Annotated in this window: 15 protein-coding genes and 1 pseudogene; 3 read left to right on the forward strand and 13 right to left on the reverse strand. The window is 55.6% G+C overall.

All coding sequences use genetic code 11. From position 1 onward, the window contains the following. The first annotated feature begins 70 nt into the window (after positions 1-70). Positions 71-481, forward strand: a complete 411-nt coding sequence (locus tag GXY01S_RS17230) for an RrF2 family transcriptional regulator (RefSeq protein WP_010511654.1) — start codon at positions 71-73, stop codon at positions 479-481. 244 nt (positions 482-725) lie between these two features. Here GXY01S_RS17230 and GXY01S_RS17235 read toward each other — a convergent pair. The 4 genes and pseudogenes from GXY01S_RS17235 to GXY01S_RS11410 form a co-directional block, all read right to left on the reverse strand. Continuing rightward, positions 726-1,480: pseudogene (locus GXY01S_RS17235) on the reverse strand (IS5 family transposase); the annotation flags it as partial. A 44-nt stretch (positions 1,481-1,524) separates the two neighbouring features. Then, complete coding sequence (locus GXY01S_RS11400; RefSeq protein ID WP_061275206.1) at positions 1,525-2,436, reverse strand: sulfite exporter TauE/SafE family protein; 912 nt, start codon at positions 2,434-2,436, stop codon at positions 1,525-1,527. A 190-nt stretch (positions 2,437-2,626) separates the two neighbouring features. After that, complete coding sequence (locus GXY01S_RS11405) at positions 2,627-4,024, reverse strand: sensor histidine kinase (RefSeq protein WP_061275208.1); 1,398 nt, start codon at positions 4,022-4,024, stop codon at positions 2,627-2,629. 225 nt (positions 4,025-4,249) lie between these two features. Further along, entirely contained in the window at positions 4,250-4,906 is a 657-nt protein-coding gene (locus GXY01S_RS11410; protein WP_061275210.1) for an IS1595 family transposase, read from the reverse strand. 311 nt (positions 4,907-5,217) lie between these two features. On the opposite strand from GXY01S_RS11410, the gene GXY01S_RS11415 reads away from it, so the two are divergent. Then, the gene (locus GXY01S_RS11415; RefSeq protein WP_007396728.1) at positions 5,218-5,904 is read left to right on the forward strand and encodes a response regulator transcription factor; all 687 of its coding nucleotides are present in this window, start codon (positions 5,218-5,220) and stop codon (positions 5,902-5,904) included. Positions 5,905-6,335: 431 nt separating this feature from the next. Here the strand turns inward: GXY01S_RS11415 and GXY01S_RS11420 are convergent, their stop codons facing one another. The 3 genes from GXY01S_RS11420 to GXY01S_RS11430 form a co-directional block, all read right to left on the reverse strand. Next, positions 6,336-7,043 (reverse strand): VIT1/CCC1 transporter family protein, encoded by a 708-nt coding sequence (locus GXY01S_RS11420; RefSeq protein WP_007396730.1) that lies wholly within the window; start codon positions 7,041-7,043, stop codon positions 6,336-6,338. Next, a complete protein-coding gene (locus tag GXY01S_RS11425; protein WP_007396731.1) occupies positions 7,033-7,614 on the reverse strand; it encodes a cytochrome b in 582 nt (193 codons plus the stop codon). The genes GXY01S_RS11420 and GXY01S_RS11425 overlap by 11 nt, the downstream gene beginning before the upstream one ends. A gap of 246 nt (positions 7,615-7,860) precedes the next feature. Continuing rightward, a complete protein-coding gene (locus tag GXY01S_RS11430) occupies positions 7,861-8,343 on the reverse strand; it encodes a hypothetical protein (RefSeq protein ID WP_029335552.1) in 483 nt (160 codons plus the stop codon). Positions 8,344-8,911: 568 nt separating this feature from the next. Here GXY01S_RS11430 and GXY01S_RS11435 point away from each other — a divergent pair. Beyond that, positions 8,912-10,453 carry a carbohydrate porin gene (locus GXY01S_RS11435; protein ID WP_010509925.1) on the forward strand — a complete coding sequence of 514 codons (1,542 nt, stop codon included), beginning with the start codon at positions 8,912-8,914 and terminating at the stop codon, positions 10,451-10,453. 73 nt (positions 10,454-10,526) lie between these two features. Here GXY01S_RS11435 and GXY01S_RS11440 read toward each other — a convergent pair whose 3' ends face one another. From GXY01S_RS11440 to GXY01S_RS11465, 6 genes are all read right to left on the reverse strand, one after another. After that, complete coding sequence (locus tag GXY01S_RS11440) at positions 10,527-11,822, reverse strand: carbohydrate porin (RefSeq protein ID WP_082770849.1); 1,296 nt, start codon at positions 11,820-11,822, stop codon at positions 10,527-10,529. Between the two features lie 249 nt (positions 11,823-12,071). Further along, complete coding sequence (locus tag GXY01S_RS11445; protein ID WP_174520958.1) at positions 12,072-13,673, reverse strand: B12-binding domain-containing radical SAM protein; 1,602 nt, start codon at positions 13,671-13,673, stop codon at positions 12,072-12,074. Between the two features lie 628 nt (positions 13,674-14,301). Then, positions 14,302-15,000 carry an arsenical resistance protein ArsH gene (gene arsH, locus GXY01S_RS11450; RefSeq protein ID WP_007396744.1) on the reverse strand — a complete coding sequence of 233 codons (699 nt, stop codon included), beginning with the start codon at positions 14,998-15,000 and terminating at the stop codon, positions 14,302-14,304. A 20-nt stretch (positions 15,001-15,020) separates the two neighbouring features. After that, on the reverse strand, positions 15,021-16,316 hold the full coding sequence (locus GXY01S_RS11455; protein ID WP_010509914.1) for an arsenic transporter: 1,296 nt from the start codon (positions 16,314-16,316) through the stop codon (positions 15,021-15,023). Beyond that, the gene (gene arsC / locus GXY01S_RS11460; protein WP_053324044.1) at positions 16,316-16,738 is read right to left on the reverse strand and encodes an arsenate reductase (glutaredoxin); all 423 of its coding nucleotides are present in this window, start codon (positions 16,736-16,738) and stop codon (positions 16,316-16,318) included. The genes GXY01S_RS11455 and arsC overlap by 1 nt, the downstream gene beginning before the upstream one ends. Then, the gene (locus tag GXY01S_RS11465) at positions 16,735-17,088 is read right to left on the reverse strand and encodes an ArsR/SmtB family transcription factor (RefSeq protein WP_014106863.1); all 354 of its coding nucleotides are present in this window, start codon (positions 17,086-17,088) and stop codon (positions 16,735-16,737) included. The genes arsC and GXY01S_RS11465 overlap by 4 nt, the downstream gene beginning before the upstream one ends. Positions 17,089-17,162 lie beyond the last annotated feature (74 nt).

The following is a 17,162-nucleotide window of genomic DNA, read 5'->3' on the forward strand; positions in this document are numbered from 1 at the left end:
GCCCGTTGGCAATATTCTGAGAGGCTGCTTGGGAAAATCAGTCAACACGTGCCTATGGGTGGTGGGGCTGATGCCTCTTTCGCTGCGTACCGACTACGCTTTCCGTGTGTTGATCCACTTGGCGTGTAATCCTGATTCGCGTGTTACCGTCAGGAACATCACTGAGTTGCAGGGCATTTCGCACAATCATCTTGTGAAAGTTGTACAACACCTGTGTCATGCCGGGATCGTACAAGGTACCCGGGGAGGTACTGGTGGCATCCGTCTGGCTGTGTCTGCCAGAAACATCAACGTCGGTCATATTATGCGGCTCATGGAAACTGAAAAAGAATCCCCTGGTGCCTGTCACCCATCTGGCAATAACCAGTGTATACTGGGCAATGCTTGTCAGTTTCGCCATCTCATAGTACAGGCCGTTGATGCATTTATGGCATTTTCCGATGGAATGAGCTTACTGGATCTCACTAGTGGTTCAGGATAATGTGTTTGCTCACTTTTCCATCCTGGCATGATGCCTCCCTCAAACAGTTGATAGAACATTTGAAGCCGTCGATGAAAAAAATGTCACTGTAGTCATAGTGAATCTCGTGTGAAGTAAGATTCATATAATCTTCAGGTGCAAAGTTCATTTTGTTGCGGGTAATATAATGATAGCGGACGTTATTATTATTACGGTGTTGAAAGATTTTTACCAAGGTACGGACGGCTTCTAGGCTCGGGACACATAGCCAGAACATGACGGTTGCGGTGAGACAGATGGCTGAGAAGAAGACGGTCGGGCATCTGTTGTAGCGGGTTGCAACCCGCCGCCAGCCCTTGAGCCTTCCGAATATGATCTCGATGCGATTGCGGCGTTTATATTTTCTCTTGTCGTATCTGACCGGTTTTCCGCGAGATTTCTGTCCTGAAATGCAGGGCTTTTATACCTTTTGCTTCCAGGGCGTCCCTGAACCAGTCGGCGTCATCCCCGCGATCTCCCGGCATCCATTGTGCTTCAGGAAGACTATCCAGCAGGGCAGCGGCATCGGTATAATCGCTTATCTGTCCCGCAGTCATAAAAAAGCTCAGCGGTCGCCCACTCTGGTCGGTGATCGCGTGCAGCTTCGTGTTTATGCCCCTCTGGTGCGGCCGATCAAGCGACCTGGATCCCCTTTTTTAGCCGCACGCTCGAAGCCGTGCGGTGTGCCTGGAGATACGTCGCATCAGTCATGATGGTCTGGGGCTCTGCCTTTCCGGCAGCCAGACCGTCCATCATCCGGGCGCAGATCCCCATGGCGCCCCAGCGCTTCCAACGGTTTTAGAGCGTCTTATGTGGACCGTATTCCCGGGGCGCATCGCGCCAGCGCAAGCCGTTCCGATTGACAAAAATGATGCCGCTCAGCATTCGGCGGTCATCAACGCAGGCTCTACCATGGCTCTTAAAGAAAAAGGGCCGCAGACGCTCCATTTGTTCGTCCGGCAGCCAAAACAGGTCGCTCATCTCCAGTCTCCTCACAGAGCCTGAATCAGATTCCCGCACTTAAATCAATGGGTTGTTATCATAAGGGATGAAGCCAGTCTGGAAAGCACTCGGGGGCTCAACTCGCGTTCATCACCATTTTCCCATTCGACCGCGAAAGTGTGTTGTCGCCATGACACGGACGCTGCGGCTTCATGGGCTACGTGGGCGAAATGCACCGTGACATTTGCCTGCCGCGCTAACTGACTACTGGCGGAGATCACCATCATGACACCCGCCACGACCATGGCGGCATGACCAATATGGTGAAACAAGCGATCATGCAGGTGCGGCAACAGGTACTTCATGATTATTGATGACAGAACCGCCGCCGCAGCAACAGCGATACCCGCAATGCTGGCCCGGGTATTCAACAGGCCGAACTCAGCGTAGAGAGCGATCTTGAGCACATGCAGCATGATTTCGTTGGCCGCGCGGGTTGCGACGATTTCTTCCTTCCGCAGACCAAGTCGATAATAAAACCCATTGAACACCAGGCCGACCGCTCCGGTAAAACCGGAAATGAAGCCGGCGGTAGCACCCAGCACGTGCAGTTCGATAGCGTGGGGCGTTTTCACAGTGACCTGGGGTGCAGGCTTGCGAAAGAGAAGGGGAAGATTCCCCATCAGGAATACGCCAAGAAGTAGCGACAGATAGGCTGGCTCCATACGGCTCAATGCCCATGCGCCCAGGGCGGCGAAGGGCAACGCGGTGGGCGCAAAATGCCGGACGATGTCCCACCGGATCGCCTGCCGGAACGAGATGATGCGCGTCGCCGAACTGGCAACTGTCCCGATCGACAGGGCGGCTGGCACCTGAGTGCCAGGCAGCACCAGCCCCAGCAGGGGCATTAGGAGCAGCCCGGCACCGCCTCCCGACACGGCGCTCAGGCCAAATGCCGCGGCTGATGCAACCAGAATTAGTGACCAGAGCAGCATGGTTTGTATGAATCCCGATTTGGATCCCTGCTCGCCGGGACCGTTGCAGGCGGCCACATCGCATGGGCGCGCGGCATCATTATTTCTGGCGAAAGCTCACGGGGATGTCAGCTTACAATGCCCCAATCTTCAGTCGTATTTGCACATCTCTAACCAGCCAGGAGGTCTGCTGTCTATGAGGCCGTGAAGGCTAGATCTCTATGGGTAATTTAACGATACACCTTACGCCAGGGTTGTTGTGAGACAAGACGATCGTGCCCCGGTGCAGTTGTACTACGGCTTTCACCATGGTAAGCCCTAGCCCGTTACCGTCATGCGTACGGCTTGTATCAAGACGGACAAAGCGGTCGAATACCCGAAGCATGGCTTCGTCCGGAATGCCTGGACCATTATCGGCTATTTCTATCGTGATGGTCTTGTCCGAAAGCATTATGGTCGCTGTGATGGTGGTCTGGTCAGGCGTATGGCGTACGGCATTCTCGATCAGGTTGGAGAATGCCTGCCGTAAAAGGACTGGATGACCGATGACGGTAGGGCAGGCGGGAATGATTTCGGTTTCCAGGCGCTGTCCATTGTCTTCGATAACGGAGCGATACGGTTCTAGAACTGATTCCAGAAGTCGTGCGGGATCGAAGGGTTCCATTTCGTTGTTCCATGCCCCGGACTCAAGTTGCGCCAGCTTGAGCAGCGAGGAAAATATTTCCAATGCGGCATCCAGATCCTCGATTGCACACTCGACCTGCTCATGCATGGTATCGGAAGGTCCATGTGCCCCAATGGCGCGCTCAAGATTCTGGCGCATACGCGCCAGCGGGCGGCGCATGTCGTGCGCGATGTCATTGGAGACCTGTTTCAGACTTGCAATCAGGTATTCATTCTGGTCGAGCATCGCATTGAGGCTCTCCGAGAGATGATCAAGCTCATCATCCGTGCCACGTAGCGGGATGCGGCGAGACATATCGCCCTGCATGATGCTCCGTGCCGTCCTGCTTATCGTCTCGATCCATTTCAGGATCAGGTTGCTCAGGAAAAGGCCGCCCGCTACCCCTATCAGACCAAATCCTGCAATGCCCCACAGGATCGTTGTCCATAATGCGCGTTGGAGATGCGTCAGGGGCGAGGCATCCATGCCCACGAAGTAATAGCCGCCGTCATCAAGGCGATAACCTATTCCATAAACGATATCCTGGTTGATTTCTTTCGGCAGGCGATGGGACCATGCCAGCCAGCGTTCGCCCGGCACTGGTCGCAGATGCAGCATGTTGCCTGCGACAATGACCTGTCCGGAGTCCTGAAGCAAATAATGGAAACCGGGTTCATGTTCGATCAGTCCTTGCACAACTGGCAGGAGATGACGGACATCCGCAACACCAGCATCTGCAAATGTCTCATGGCTCTCGTTCTCCACTTCCCGGCGGATCTGCTGGCGCATGGTTGACTGGCTGTAAAGGCCTGACGTTATAGTCATGACCATGCCGCCCAATATAAAAAGACCGGCGAACAACGTGACGATACGAAACGACGTCGTGGCGATGATACGTCGTGTCTCCACATTTCGGCGTCGGGATATCCTATTCCACGACATCATTGGACATATTTATCATGTAGCGACATCCTCTCAGGATATGGATGACCGGACAAGATCCACCCGTCCCCGATCATGACAGGTCCGGTTGGCATAGGCTCCAGCCCTGTGGCCTGACTTTACCCTCAATGGTCTTTCCGCGTTAACCCCTTTGCCTTGTCCTGTCCGGAGAGAACTTACCGTCTTTTATTTTTGGGGCTGGCATAGGTAAGCATTATTTGGGACGGTTCACGCGGGCAGTTTAGCCCATTGGGTAAGGATTTTCAGGAGTTTTGCAGGCGAGCGGATGTTGAAGCGCCACTCGCACTCGGCCAGGAAGAGATGGAAGTCCTTGCGTGGTATTCCATTGTATCGCCGCAGATGCCGCTTTGCCTGGCTCCAGAAATTCTCGATGCCGTTGATATGGTTTCTGCCCAGGGCAAGATGCCTGCTGTGGTCGATGCGTTCGTGATGAAATTCCGAGACATCCAGTTTGTCGTAAGCGTGCCAGGAATCGCTGTAGACGATTGAATCTGGCTGCACTTTCTTTCGAATGATCGACATCAGCGTCTGATGCCCGGCATTAGGGATCATGACGGCATGGACGCGGCCATGCCGTTTCAGCAGGCCAAAGACAGCCACTTTCCCGGCCGCGCCCCGGCCTCGTTTTCCTTTGCGATGTCCACCGAAATAGCTCTCATCGACTTCGATTTCACCTGAGATCGGTGCCTCATAAGCAATCTGTTCCGCGATGATCTCTCGCAATTTGCGGTAATACAGGGTCGCTGTATTGCGATTGACGCCGACAAGTTCGGCAGCACTCCGGGCGGGCGTGCCAGCAACGAAGTGCTCCAGAAGACGCTTTTGGATGCTGACAGGCAGCCTGCTGCGACGACGTACTTTCATGCGACATATCAAGCCTCTGTTAGCTTACCTATGCCAGCCCCTTATTTTTTATATGCCTGCGCGTACGTAGTATTTGTTTTAATACCGTATAAAATATAATACATATACATCCACATTTATGATATGTATCACATGAAATATTGATATTATTTATTCTGTATTCAATTTGGAGACATGGTCGATACATTAAAAAATGCCAATAATTGTCTATCCATCGTCATGGATGGTGTCATGTAACAATGATTCTGATAACCTGATCAAGAACTCAGTCTCGCTGGGCGGGACATTAAATTTGTTGATTGGCCTGCTTCATGACGCTGGTAACACGCCCCCGCCTGCTTTTGGTTGAAGATGACCACGCAACTACGGATTACGTGCGGCAGGGACTGGAGGAAAGCGGAATTGACGTGGTTTGTGTCGCTAACGGGACCGATGGATCGCAGCATGCCCTGTCGCAAACGTGGGATATCGTCATTCTGGATCGCATGCTGCCTGGTCTGGATGGACTGACAATTCTCATGCGCATGCGCTCTTATGCCATCATGACGCCAGTCCTGTTCCTGACGACGATGGATGGCGTACCAAGCCGTGTCGCCGGTCTGCGGCATGGTGCGGATGATTACATGATCAAGCCATTTGCATTACGCGAGTTGGTCGCGCGCGTGCAGGTACTGCTTCGTCGATCATCTTCCTTCCAGCATACAACAATAATGAATGTGGCTGACGTTGAACTCAATCTGCTGACGCTTGCAGTGACACGGAATGGCGAAAAGGTTCTTCTGCAGCCTCAGGAACTAAAACTTCTGGAATATTTCATGAGGAATGCAGGCACGGTGCTTTCCCGACAAATGTTGCTGAAGGATGTCTGGCATATGGATTTCCCGGTTCGTACGAACATCGTCGAAACGCATATTTGTCGTCTGCGGGAAAAACTGGGGCAGGACGGCCAACCTCTGATCCACACCGTCAGGGGTAGCGGTTATGTCATGAGTGCGTGACTCCCTGGCGGTATAGGATGATCTTGCATGCATGCCCGGTTCGGCCATCCTGGATGAGATGGGTACGCAAGCAGGATGACCATGGCGTGTAGGCAAATGCCTTTCGGTCCGACATCGTAGTCGGCCATTAACGATCGCAGCGACAACGGAATAGAGATCACTGCGCATATAATTCGCGTCCCGCAGGAGAAGCGGGGTTCCCATAGCCGCCTTGGGAAAGTCTTCAAGGAAGTTGATGCCCACTATCTATTGCCGGGATAGCATTATCCCACAGACCCATTTCTATGTAATATTATATTGTTTTTGTCACGATATAAATGAAATACAAGTCGCATGCAGAGCACTGAAATGACAGCCTTTAATAGCACAATTACAAGAAGTACATTCACGATATCATTCCATTCGTTCAATATACAGAAATATTTAATACATTATGTCTGTACCCCGAATATCCGGCCGATGGCAGCCGTCACGGCCATCGCTACGATGCCCCAGAATATGACCCGCATTGCCGGACGCCATGGTGAGGCCCCACCTGCACGCGCACCCACGACTCCCAACACCGCCAGACCAATCAGGGATACAGCGGATACACTCCACGAGACCACGCTGGCTGGCGACAGCAGGGCTGCCAGCACGGGCAGTATGGCACCGGAAGAGAATGCGCTAGCCGATGCAAAGGCGGCCTGTACCGGGCGCGCCGCAGTCGCGTCCGAAATGCCGAGTTCATCGCGGGCGTGCGCCCCCAGTGCATCATGCTTCATGAGCTGAAGGGCAACCTTGCGTGACAGAATATCATCCAGGCCACGCTGACGGTATATCCCGGCCAGTTCGCTCACTTCAGCGTCCCAGCTACTGCCAAGCTCCTTTTTTTCGCGGGCGAGGTCAGCCTTCTCAGAATCCGCCTGCGAGCTAACGGACACATATTCCCCTGCGGCCATGGACATGGCCCCGGCAGCCAGACTGGAAATTCCAGCCAGCAGGATGCTCCCCTGTGTCGCATGGGCGCTGGCGACACCAATGATCAGGCTGGATGTTGACAGGATACCATCATTCGCCCCCAGAACAGCGGCCCGCAGCCAGCCCAGACGGGAGGTCGCGTGGATTTCTTTGGGGCGCAGCGGTATTTTACTTTCCATATTCATCGGATACATTCCCTGTCAGCAGCATTCTCTGAAAAACATTGTCCCGGAGAATGAAGTAATGAAAACACGCGGCCAGCGCATGACCCGTGGCAAGCACGATGATCAGCCAGCCATTCCACTGGTGCAGCCAGTGCAGAATGCCGACTGTCGATGTCGGAAACCTGCCAAAGGGCGGCATGATCTGGATGGACAGGAAACTCATGGCCTGCCCATTGCCCCATCGCCACAGATATCCCAGGAGGATTTCCAGCAGGACTAAACCATACAGGCTGTACTCCACGCAGCGCGCCAGCATGGCATCAAGCCAGCGATCGGCGGCGCGGATCTGCCGTCCCCAGCCTAGTCGCCATAGCAGGCGTGCGGGAAACAGAACGCTCAGTACCATGCCTGCCGTCAGGTGGGTCACCACCAGTTGATGGTGTAGCGGGTTCCGGAACAGGCCCCATAAATTCGCGGTTGCGAACTGCAGTATGATAATGGCCGTGCATCCCCAGTGGAAAATGATTGTTGGTGCGTCATAACGTGCTGGGGAAAGGCCAGATTTGTATTTCATCCGAACGATCATATCACTCAAACATGACGCGAACCTGAACGATTGGCCGCCTTGCCGATACCTGCGGTCCGTTGGTGTTCAGACTGTAAAAAAAGAATGGAGATGGTAAACCCACGACGACACCGGCAGCGAGCAAGGAACCTGTATCCAGATAACTGTGTGGCGCCCGTGACCTAATGACATCGCAGAATATGTGCAAGCTACGGCCATTTTCGGTAAACCGGATCGCAAATGTGATGGACTGAGCTTGTTTCCCCGTTATGGAATGGCACGCTTCCCCTGTGCGATCCGGTTCGCCAGATCGCCCCATAGGCGTGCTGTTGCAAGGTTGATGTCTGCCTTTACCGAAAAAGGAGACTGGGTGCGTGAGAAAGGAGAGAGGGACATCCGTTCGCCGATAACGAAATGCCCTTGTGAAAACAGCATGATGGACAGCGATCCCTGCTGGCCCTGCCCGATGGGGCGCATGACGGCAATACGCATATGGGGCGGCGGTATCGCAATGGTATGGAAAGCGCGTAGTTCTGCATCCCCCGAAGGACAGGCTACGCTCTCCAGCACCGCATCACGCAGGACGGAATGGGGATATCCGCCATACGTGCCGTCGACATGCAGCCGGATACCCTGTTCCACTGTCTCGCAAATACCGTTTGTTTCTGTTTCTGTTTCGGCGCGCGCCACACAGCCGGATATGCTGACTATCATCAGGATTGCCAATCCGTAATGCACTATCGATCTCATAATATTTGTCCGGCCTCCTGGCACCTGACCCTGGCCATGCCATCATGCCGATGCTCGCTGTTCTTGTAACACGCAGACATGACGTGAACCTGAACACGGAAAATAAGGTCACGGGGGAGACGCTGCTAGCAAGAGATCAACCGTTATGAGCAATGGTAGGGCGGCCAATCCTTGTAGCAGGCAGCATGGTACTCAGTATTACCACGCATGCCGGCGATCATTTTGTGCAGGCAGCCAAAGTGAAAAGTCTGAATTGTTTTCCATAGAAGCGGCACCCGCGATAATTTATTTTCCGCTATGTGTTTTCGTCCATCGCCAAAGCAGAATAGACACCTTTTTATGACCTTCAGGCATATTTTTTAAAAATAATAAATTAAATTACGAGAATGATATAATATCACAATTCTCTTTTATTCACATTGTGTCTTTAACAAAAACATCATGTTGTGGAAAGAAGACCGGGTATATGATATCTGTCGGATTACGACCTTTTTTACGATAATATGAGAAACATTTGCGACCGTGCGAACTGACATCACGCAGGATTCCGGCGGTTTGCGTTACCCGATTGTTCCGGCGTGTATGTGAGGGAATTTTCTTCTGGGGCATCGGCGGTTTCATCTCCGTTGCGGGGCAGGCCCAGACCGCCATTGCGGGTGGGCAGGCCCATCTGGGCGCCAGTACACCTTTCTTGGCCCAGATTGACCCGGCGACCGTGCGTGATTCCTGGCAAGCAGGCGCAATCACGACCAGCCACAGCCAAGATACGCCGTCTGCCGATGGGAGCCTGCTGGGGAATATGGGGGGACTGCGTCCATGGCTGGCCCGCTACGGCCTGACGCTGAGCATTCAGGACGTCAACGAGTTATGGGGTAACGCCACGGGCGGGATCGGCAGTACCAATGGCGATGGCAAGGGATCGGGCACGGGCCCTTCCTATATCGGCATTACCATGCCGACCCTGATGGCGGATCTGGAAAGGATGATCGGGCTTAAAGGCGCGACAATCAACATCAGTGCCCTGCAGATCCGGGGACGTGCCGTCACTCAGGACCATCTGGGCAATTTCAACCCCATCAGCGGATTTGAGGCGGATCGCTCCACCCGCCTGTTTGAACTTTGGTACCAGCAGTCCTTTCTCAGGGGCGCGCTGGACGTCAAGATCGGCCAGCAGGATCTCGATACGGAATTCCTGATCAGCGATTACGCGTCCCTGTACCTCAACGCCAATTTCGGATGGCCAATGGGTCCTTCGGTCAACCTTTATGCTGGCGGTCCTTCATGGCCGCTTGCAGCTCCCGCAATCCGGTTGCGCTACCGACCCGGTGAAAAATACACATTCATGTTCGCGGCGGCGGATGACAATCCGTCGGGTAATCAGGATAGCAGTGTCTTTGGCGTGACCGGAAACCCGGCGGACCCCACCAGCCAGACCATAAGGGATGGAAGTGGCACGCAGTTCAATATGGGAACCGGCGCGCTACTGATTACCGAAATTCAGTATGCCTTCAATCCTCAATCTGGCGACAGTGGACGCGCGGCCAGTCATCCGGGCCTGTCAGGCGTTTATAAACTTGGAGGCTATTATGATACGGCACGATTTCCGGATTATCGATATAACACACAGGGACTGTCTCTTGGCGCGGATGGTGGTACACCCCGCTGGGATCGGGGAAACTGGCTGATTTACGGGATAATCGACCAGTTGATCTGGCGTCCGTCGCCTGATGCATCACGCGCACTTGGCCTGTTTGTCCGGGCGACGGGTAATAGTGGTGATCGCAATATCATAAGCTTCGCCATTGATGCCGGCCTTAACCTGAAGGCGCCCTTTTCAGGCAGGACGAATGATACACTTGGTCTGGGCTGGGGTATCGGTCGCGTCACATCAGGCGTGCGTGCCTATGATCGCGCGCGCGGTGCCCTGGTGCAGGGAAACGAAAATCATTTTGAACTGACCTATCAGGCCCAGATCACACCATGGATGGTCGTGCAGCCCGATTTCCAATATGTCCTGAACCCCTCGGGCGGCACGGGAGATCCATCCTGTCCGACGCACCGGATTGGTAATGAAGCCGTATTCGGGTTGCATACCAATGTGAATTTCTAGCTGAACCTGGAATGAAAAGGCGGGACAACACAGTCTGGTCGGATCTTTTCAAAAAAACCTTGTACAGAGTGGTTCAGAATGTTACGCTGCTATGCAGACCGAAGATGGCTTCGTCATGCACATGCTGCCCTTTATTATCGAGAACACCACCACTGGGCGATATGATGCCCTGAATATCAGGCTGAAGCATGAACCATGGCGTGATTGGGATCTGATAGGTCAACTCCAGATGATATTCGGTGCCCTGCATGGGCAGGCCAGAACGCCGGTCCGCCTGGGCAAGATAGGGACTAGCCGCCCCCAGGCCCGCACCAAACCCCGCCATGTCGCCTGCACGTCCAAACGGCCCCTTCAGGGACAACCCAGCATCTGCGGCATAGACGATCTGGTTGCGGTCGGTGTCCGCTGTCCAGTTCCCCCGAATGAAAGCGTCAAGCTCCGTTATTCGCCCGAAATGCTGCAGCGTCTGATCCGCAATGGCGTAGACGGCCCAGTTGGTTTTATGGTTTTTTCTGAGATCGGACTGGTCGGGAAAGCGTCCGGTATCAAAGTAACCGCCAAGTTTATATGTGCCCTGCCTTCCGTACAGGGTCCGCCGGTACTGGACCTCCCCGAAGAAAAGAGCGCCCGTGCGGAAACTGAAGCGCGTGCCACCGGGGTCGCGGTTTTGGTTCCACAGGTCCTTCGCGTTGATGAAGGGGCCGCCCACAGGATTGTCATCGGCTGCCGCGAACAGGAAATTCCAGTGTGGGGACAGGGTATAGCGCAACCGTATCGCAGGCGTGGCCACGGGGGAGACGGGGCCTTGGTCATACAGGTCATTATCGGGCATGATGGGCCAGGAAAAGGACGCGTTGAGGAAGTTCAGCCCGACGCTGCTGACCATGAAGTCATGCCCGAGATCCAGCTTGCCAATCCGGAAGGCCAGGCGTTCTCCCATGAATTTCTGGCTGTACCACAGTTCATATAGCCGCCCGTTATCATCCGCTTCGATATTCGATGTCTGGTTGAAAACATACAGGGGCGTATTACTGAATGGTCGCCCACGGATTTCCATGGCGCTGATGTCAAATGTACCCAGTGGCAGGCCCGTCAGGGTGTGCAGATCCGTCACCATTTCAACCGCGGCGGACCCGATGTAGTTGCTGGATGCCTGCGCGCCCCCCACCGGGTTGGACCAGAATTCATTGGTATCCGATATACGGATATCAATTCCCTGTGCCAGCAGCCAGTTCCGTATTCCGCCCCAGTTGCCGGACAGATGGGTGCGCGGGTCAATATGGTCGGGAATATTCTGCTGTGGCGTAACGCCCGCGCTCAGCACGCTTACGGGAACAGGCTGGGCATATGCAAAAGAGCAGGTTTTCAATAATATGATTGTATGTAACCATATATGATGATTATGCCAGATGCGCCTCATTTTTCGAAAAAATATCGTATAATAAAATCTAAAACAAATTATTTATTGAACAATTCTTTTCATTAATTCAATATATATTTTGATAAGTGGAATAGCTTCGTTATGTCGGAATTTATACGAAATGCGCTTTAACAGGCAATGCATATTAGCGCCTTTATTGTACATCATGCATACTCCTTCATCTTCCCTTAACACGGTTTAGGCTGGCACGAGTTCTGCCTTGACATGACGTACAACGGGCGGCGCATGCCAGCGGCCCTGTTCCACATCCGCGATCTCGCGGTCGATCTCGGCAATGACCTGGCGTGAAAACGGGCCAAGATGCAGGTAAAGCGCGCTTGTCATCACCACATAGGGCAGCGCGCGCGGGTTATGCAGGGCGCAGTCCAGCATCATGCGCCAGAACTGCCCGGCCGTTCCCGGCCCCGCACGGTGGATGCGGAACATGAGCCGGACAAAGCTGCGCAAATCACCCTTTATCATCCGGTGCGTGCGCTTGCGCCCGAGCATCCGGCCCAGCCTGCGCACGCGGCCGAAATAGGCGACTGGGTCATAGATGGCCGCAAGCACCGTCCTGTAATCGTTCAGCACGTCGCGACGCGGGCGTTTTGTCTCGAAATTCAGCCCCGCCGTGCATTGGTCGCCCGACTGCGTCTGTTCACTGCCGGAAAAAAGGCGGCCCTCCGCCAGCAGGCGCCGCGTCAGCTGCGTCGTGGGTAGGGCGTAAAGCAGGCCGACCATGCAGACTGGGATGGACGTATCCTCGATACAGTCGATCATGCCCTGGGCGACACTGCCCTTTTCGCTGTCGAAACCCACGATGAAGCCCGCATTGACGAAAATCCCGGCCTTGTGGATTGTCTCGATGCTCTGCTGCAGGCTGCGCCGCGTGTTCTGCTTTTTCTGCATCAGCACGAGGGAGTCTGTATCCGGGCTTTCGATGCCGACGAATATGGCGAAGAAATTGGTATCGGCCAGGCTGCGCAGCAGGTCGGCATCATCGGCAAGGTTGATCGATGCCTCGGTCGAGAACTCGAATGGAAAGTTCTTCTCGTTCTGCCAGCGTTTCAGGTCGGACAGGAATTTCTTGAGCGCCTTCTTGTTGCCAATCAGGTTGTCATCGACAAAATCCACATGTCCGCGATAGCCAAGCGCGTACAGGGCATCGAGTTCGGCCATGACCTGCGCATTGGTCTTGGTGCGCGGCACTCGGCCATAGAGTTCAATGATGTCGCAGAACTCGCAACTGAACGGACACCCACGCGAGAACTGGATGCCAACATGCAGGTACTGGTCCAGCTTCAGCAGGTCGAAGCGGGGCAGTGGGCTTTTCGTGACATCGGTCTTGCCCATCGGCGCTTCGAATACGCCTTCGCGCGCTCCCTTGCGCCAGGCGGCGATGAAATCAAGCATGATTTCCTCGGCTTCGCCCAGAACCTGAAAATTGGCGGCGCTGTAAAGCGATGGGCTAGAGGTCACGTCGGGGCCACCCACCACCACCGGCTTGCCGCGCGCGCGGCAGGTCTCGATGATGTGCAGCGCATCATTGCGCTGCGGCAGCATGCCGCCGGTCATGACCATGTCGGCCCAGTCGTAATCGGCATCCACAAGGTCTTCGGTATTGCGGTTGACCAACCGGACTTCCCAGTCCCGGGGCAGGAGGGCTGCGACCGTGACCAGACCAAGGGGGGCCGCCGGATAGCGTGCGCCCGCAAGATCGCAGGCTTCCTTGTAGTTCCAGAATGAATTGGCGTTGAAAAGCGGGAAGATCATCAGGACCTTGCAGGTTTCGGTCATCATGCAAGGATCCATTGCTGCAAGGACTGGTCATGATCAAGACAGATGCCTTCCCGTCCATTTCGAGACGTGGCAGCCTCAGGCAGGGCGCAACTCGACTGTAAGGGTGACATGGGGTGAACCCCTTTCGTAGTGGTGTCGGTCAGGTGGGCCGGTACAATATCGGTGACCGCCACTATTGCTTTTATCCTGGTAATCTCGAACGACCGTGGCCAACGGCATGAGCAGGCTATGATGCCCAGGCACATCAAGGCGGTATAGGAAGATCGCTATATGCGAAATCAGGACACGGTGTTTGTCTTCACGTCAGGAGGGTGTTGACCACAAGAACCTTGGTAGTTTCTTGTGGATCGTGACGGATTTTACTGTTTATGGAGGTTTTCAATTGGAAAGATTCCATAACGCTATGTTCATGACAAAGTATTTCTTTTTGTTTTTACAAGAGCTTTGATAAAGCGACAAGATGGTCGCACGAAGATTGGGGTTTATTAATCCAGATCACAGGATCACGGATACGGTAAGCCTGAAGTGTTGCCGCTTTGGCGTTGGCTGGAGCGTAGCAGGCTTACGGCCCCGCAGCATGGCCGCCATCCGCAATCACCACGTCGAACGGTTCCGTCCCGTCCCGGCCTCACCGCGCTTCAGGCGGGCGATGGTCCTGCCTGCGCTCGCTATAGCGATCAACGAGGTAATCGGCCCGGTCCCGCAGCAGCCATGTGAACTTCATCAGTTCCTCCATGACATCCACCATGCGGTCATAGAGCGGGGAGGGCTTCATCCGGTCATCATCACCGAATTGCGTATAGGCCATCGGCACGCTGGACTGGTTGGGGATGGTGAACATCCGCATCCATCGGCCCAGAACCCGCAGGGCATTGACGGAATTGAAGCTTTGCGATCCGCCTGAGACCTGCATCACCGCCAGCGTGCGGCCCTGCGTCGGACGGATCGAGCCTTCGGACAGTGGCAACCAGTCGATCTGGTTTTTGAACACAGCGGTTATGTTACCGTGCCGTTCGGGGCTGCACCAGACCTGGCCTTCCGACCAGAGCGAGAGTGCGCGCAGTTCCTGCACCTTCGGATGGGTGGCAGGTACGGAATCCGCCACCGGCAGGCCGGTCGGGTCGAATATCCGCGTTTCCGCGCCGAGGGCTTTCAGGATGCGCTCCGCCTCCAGCACCAGCAGGCGGCTGAACGAGCGTGGTCGCAGCGAGCCATAGAGCAGCAGGATGCGGGGCGGATGGTCAACCCGTGGGTGTGGCTCAAGCCGCGCGAGGTCAACCCGTTCGAGATATTCCGGATGCAGGGCGGGCAGGTCAGGTGCGGTCATGGAGCGGTTCCCTTCATGCGTTACGGGTGGCTGACCCGGGGCAGCCACAGGGCCAGCGCGATGAGCGTGGCCAGCAGGACCGGCGGGGTGATGGCCAGCCCGACCTTCATGTATTGCCCCCACGTGACCCGATGATTCTTGGATGCCAGCACATGCAGCCACAGCAGTGTTGCGAGACTACCAATGGGCGTGAATTTCGGCCCGAGGTCGCAGCCGATGACGTTGGCATAGATCATCAGGTCGCGTGTCAGCGGCGTGATGTCGTGAGCCTGCTGGATCGCCAGCGCCCCGACCAGCACACTCGGCATATTGTTCATGATGGACGACAGAACAGCCGCCAGAAAGCCGGTGCCGATGGTGGCCGTGAACGTCCCTTGATGACCGAGCCAGACCAGTGCGGTCGCAAGATAGTCGGTCAGCCCGGCATTGCGCAGCCCATAGACCACCAGATACATGCCTAGGGAGAAGATCACGATCTGCCACGGGGCACCCCGCAGCACCATGCGAACAGAGATCACCCGGCCATATCCGGCGACGAGCAGCAGGATTGCGGCGGCCAGGCAGGCTACGACACAGACCGGGATATGAAACGGCGCGGTCAGGAAATAGGCCGCCAGAACCAGGGCTAGCAGCGGAAATGCCGCTCGGAATACATGAGGGTCACGAATGGCCGTGGCAGGTGCGGGCAGTTCGGCGACGGGATAGGTCGCAGGCACCTGCCGCCGGTACCACAGCCACAAGACGGCCAGCGTTGCACCAAGTGCTACCAGATCGACAGGGACCATGATCGTGGCATAGCGATCGAACGCAATGCCAAAGAAATTGGCGCTGACGATGTTCACCAGATTGGAGATGACCAGCGGCAGGCTGGTGGTGTCCGCGACGAAGCCGGTCGCTATGATGAAGGCCAGGGCTGCAGTATGGCTCAGGCGGAGTTGAGTGAGGATGGCGATGACAATGGGCGTGAGCAGCAGGGCCGCGCCGTCATTGGCGAAAACCGCTGCAATGACCGCTCCCAGCACCACGATCAGCGGGAAGAGCGTCCGGCCTCGCCCTTTGCCCCAGCGCACCACATGCAGGGCGGCCCAATGGAAGAACCCGGCCTCATCCAGCAGCAGCGAGATGACGATCAGGGCGATGAAGGTAAAGGTCGCATCCCAGACGATGTGCCACACGACAGGAATATCGTGCCAGTGGATCACGCCCGCTGCCAGCGCCATGGCGGCGCCTGCCATGGCACTCCAGCCGATGCCCAGCCCTCGGGGCTGCCAGATGACAAAAACCAGCGTGGCAACGAAAATCAGAAGCGCCAGCATCAAACGATCCGCTTGCCGGATTTATCGATGATCTTCTCGCCGTCCTCCTTGATGAAAGCGCCCCGCTGCGGGTTGGGCAGGATGTCCAGCACCCGCTCGGACGGGCGGCAGAGCGCCGCACCCAGCGGAGTGACGACGATCGGCCGGTTCATCAGGATGGGGTGTGCGATCATGGCGTCGATCAGCGCATCATCCGTCAGGGCCGGATTATCGAGGCCGAGTTCGTGAAAGGGCGTGCCCTTTTCCCGCAGGACCGAGCGCACCGGAACGCCCATACGGGCGATCAGACTGACCAGTTCCGCACGGCTTGGTGGGGTTTTCAGATATTCGATGATGCAGGGGTCCTCGCCGCTGTTGCGGATCAGTGCCAGCACGTTGCGCGACGTGCCGCAGGCCGGGTTGTGATAGATCGTGATGGTCATGAGCAGGATTCCGGGGACGGACAGCAGGAGGACAGGGTCGCGATCAGGGGCGCACAGAGTTCGGGACTGCCCGCGCAGCAATCCTTGACGAGGAAAAGCATCAGCTCGCGCAGGCGAGAAAGACAGGCGCGATAGACGATCTGCCGACTGTGGCGTTGCGCGCTCAGCAGGCCGGCACGTGTCAGGATCGCCAGGTGGGTCGAGATCGTGTTCTGCGGCATATCAAGATGGCGAGCGACATCTCCGGCGGGCAGGCCGTCCGGTTCATGGCGCACAAGCAGGCGGAAGATAGCCAGCCGCGTGGACTGGGACAGGGCGCTGAGCGCGGCAAGGGCCGATTCCATATCCATATATCTTTGATTGTGGATATATAAAATAATGTCAATCCCTGTCCTGGCGCGGGGGGGGGCGTACGTTCATGCAT

Source organism: Komagataeibacter xylinus NBRC 15237, from assembly GCF_001571345.1.
GTDB classification, from domain to species: domain Bacteria; phylum Pseudomonadota; class Alphaproteobacteria; order Acetobacterales; family Acetobacteraceae; genus Komagataeibacter; species Komagataeibacter xylinus.